Raw genomic sequence first — 2,657 nt, 5'->3', positions numbered from 1 at the left:
GGCATGCGCTGCCGCAGCACGTCGGCGGCCCGCCGCGCTCGCTCGGCGCGGGGCCGGGAGGACACCGCGGGACCCGTCTCCATGGGCCCGACGCTAGCCACGGCAGATTACGCCAGAGTTACGCCACCCTTATTGACCTGCATAAACGCGTGACCAGGAGCTCTTGGGGCGACGGGGACGGGTTCCGCCACCCCTCTCACAGCACACGGCGGGCGCCCGGGAGGCGGCGCAGCGCCGCGGCCAGCGGGAACACGACCGCCAGCGCGGCCACCGACACCAGGCCCCAGGCGGCGAGCGGGGGCAGGCCCCGGCCGGCCAGCGCGTACTGCAGGACGACCACGAGGGGCAGGTGAACGATGTAGACGGTGTACGAGCCGGCGGCCAGTTCCCGGCGGATCGGGCCACTGCCGCCCAGCGTCTCGCGGAACAGCGTGAGCAGCCCGACGCACAGGGCCACGCACAGTGCGCTGTCCACCAGCGCCCACAGGGCGGCCGGCCAGGTGGCGCCGCCCGCCCCGAAGCACGGCGCTTCCGATCCGACGGCGAACAGCAGGGCGGCTCCGACGAGGCCCCCGGCCAGCCAGATCCAGCCCGTACGGGCGGGAAGGCGTTCGAGTCGTCCCTGGCGGCCGGCGAGCACGCCGAGAATGAAGAAGGTCGCGTACTGCGGCACCCGGGCGGGCTCGACCTGCAGGAAGCCGAGCACGGGAACCCAGGTGTCCAGGGGGTAGCGCAGCCGGATGGCGTACGTGGCCACGGCGACGGCCAGGGTGAGCAGGATCAGCGCCCGATGGCCGGGGACCGGAAGCGCCGGACGGGCGCCGCCGCGACCGCGCGACAGCAGCCGGGCCGCCTGACGGCACAGCAGGTACAGGAGGCTGTAGGCGAGCAGGTTCTGGATGAACCACAGGTGGGCGAACTGCAGGTCGGGCCAGCTCGGCCCGCTCCAGTTCGCGGGCCGGCCGCCCAGTCCGAGGTAGACGTCGATGAAGTAGCGCGGGTAGGAGATCGGCGGATAGCCGCGATAGTGCCGGTAGTAGGCGTACATCAGCCCCGGCACGATCGTCAGCGCGCCGATGACCAGCGGAATGCCGAGCCGGACCAGGCGCCCCCGGAAGAAGGCCCACCCGCCGCGGCGGTCGTAGGAGCCCGGGACGAACACCGCGGACACGAAGAAGAACAGGCTCATGAAGAACGCCCCGTCCAGGGCGGACAGCGTCGCGAGCGCCCCGTTACGCGGCTGGCCCCGGACGTACCACCAGTCGGCGGGGCCGTACGCCTGGGCGGCGTGGTGGAGGACGACGAGAACGGTCAGTGCGACGCGGAGATTGTCCAGCCAGGCGAGACGAGGGCGAACCGTGGGCGGCGCTTCGATCGAAGTGTACATGCGTTCACTGTAGTAAACACTTGTACACCTCCGCGCTGGGGCCTTCCCTAGGTCTCCTCTTCCGGATAGCCGTAGAGGCCGCGCAGCAGCAACCGCTGGTTGGCCGCGCTGCGCCGCGCGAGGACCTCGGGCGCGAACAGCGGTTCTTCGAGGTTCGGCTGCATCACCGGCTCCAGCAGGAGCGGCCCCAGGATCAGGAACAGGATCTGGAACGGCGCCCAAGCGTCATCCGGCGGTGCCTGTCCGCCGTGCAGCTCCGACAGGCGCCGCAGCTCCCTGCGGGCGCCGCGCAGGAGGTGGCCGAACAGGGCGGCGCCCGTCCCGCCGTCCTCCAGCAGGGCGTGGCGCAGGTAGCCGCGCAGCACCGGGTCCGAGCCGAACAGCCGGGCGGAGACCTCGCCCAGCGAGGTCATCAGGTCCCGCTTCTCCGCGCCCTCGGCCGCGAGCCCGCGCAGCGCCTCGGTCATCCGGTCGAGCACGTACTCGTCGACCGCGGCTCTCAGTCCCTCTTTGGAGCCGAAGTGCCGCGTCACCAGCGCCGGCGACAGACCGGCGGCGGCCGCCACCGCACGTGTCGAGGTCGCCTCGAACCCGTGCTCGGCGAACAGCTCCAGCGCCGCCTGGCGCAGCCGCGCTCGTCCCGTCAGATCAGCTCTTGCCGGCGCCCGCATGTCCGCAGGTTATCGGGCGAGGGCGGCGTACTCGCGCGGGCGGCGGGTGAGACGGCGTCCGAGGCGCTGGCAGGGCGCCTCGACGTAGCGGTAGGTCAGCGTGCCGGCCCCGATGAGCACGAGCACGAAGACGAGAAGACGCGGGACGTCGTCGTGATCGGGCGTGCAGCCGAGCTGGTCGGAGATCATCAGCAGCACGGGGTGGAGGAGGTACAGGGAGAAGCTGATCTTGCCCAGTCCGGCGAGCCCGCCGGGCACGCGGCGGTGCCGCAGCGTCCATGCCGCCGCGAAGGTCACGGCCGCCAGCAGGATCGACCAGGTCCAGTAGGTGCCGAACGCATCCGCCTGCGCCATGCCGGCGTCGGCGTGCCACATCGCCGCGGCGACGGCACCCGTCAGAACGAGGGCGGTCGTCACCGCGGCGGTGCGCCGGTGGATCTGGCCGTGCTCGGCGCGGTAGAGGACGGTGCCGGTGAACATCACCGCGAGGATGGTCAGGCCCTGCCACGCGCCGACCCTGCTGTTCACGCCGACCAGGGTGAGGGCCAGCACGCCGCCGAGCAGCCCGCCCGCGACGCGCGGCGCCGGCCGGGCCGGGG

General features: G+C 72.6%; 3 protein-coding genes. All 3 read right to left on the bottom strand.

Annotation, left to right across the window (positions count from 1 at the left end; all coding sequences use genetic code 11):
• Positions 1-196 precede the first annotated feature (196 nt).
• Positions 197-1,387, bottom strand: a complete 1,191-nt coding sequence (locus ACFFNX_RS47240; RefSeq protein WP_378212943.1) for an acyltransferase family protein — start codon at positions 1,385-1,387, stop codon at positions 197-199.
• 47 nt (positions 1,388-1,434) lie between these two features.
• The gene (locus ACFFNX_RS47235; RefSeq protein WP_378212942.1) at positions 1,435-2,058 is read right to left on the bottom strand and encodes a TetR/AcrR family transcriptional regulator; all 624 of its coding nucleotides are present in this window, start codon (positions 2,056-2,058) and stop codon (positions 1,435-1,437) included.
• A 9-nt stretch (positions 2,059-2,067) separates the two neighbouring features.
• On the bottom strand, positions 2,068-2,657 hold a 590-nt coding region (locus ACFFNX_RS47230; protein ID WP_378212941.1), incomplete at its 5' end, for an acyltransferase family protein.

This window comes from Actinoallomurus acaciae, assembly GCF_042429965.1.
In the GTDB taxonomy this organism is placed as follows: Bacteria; Actinomycetota; Actinomycetes; order Streptosporangiales; family Streptosporangiaceae; genus Actinoallomurus; species Actinoallomurus acaciae.
Note: the sequence above shows the minus strand (reverse complement) of the source record. Positions and strands in the feature narration are given on the sequence as shown.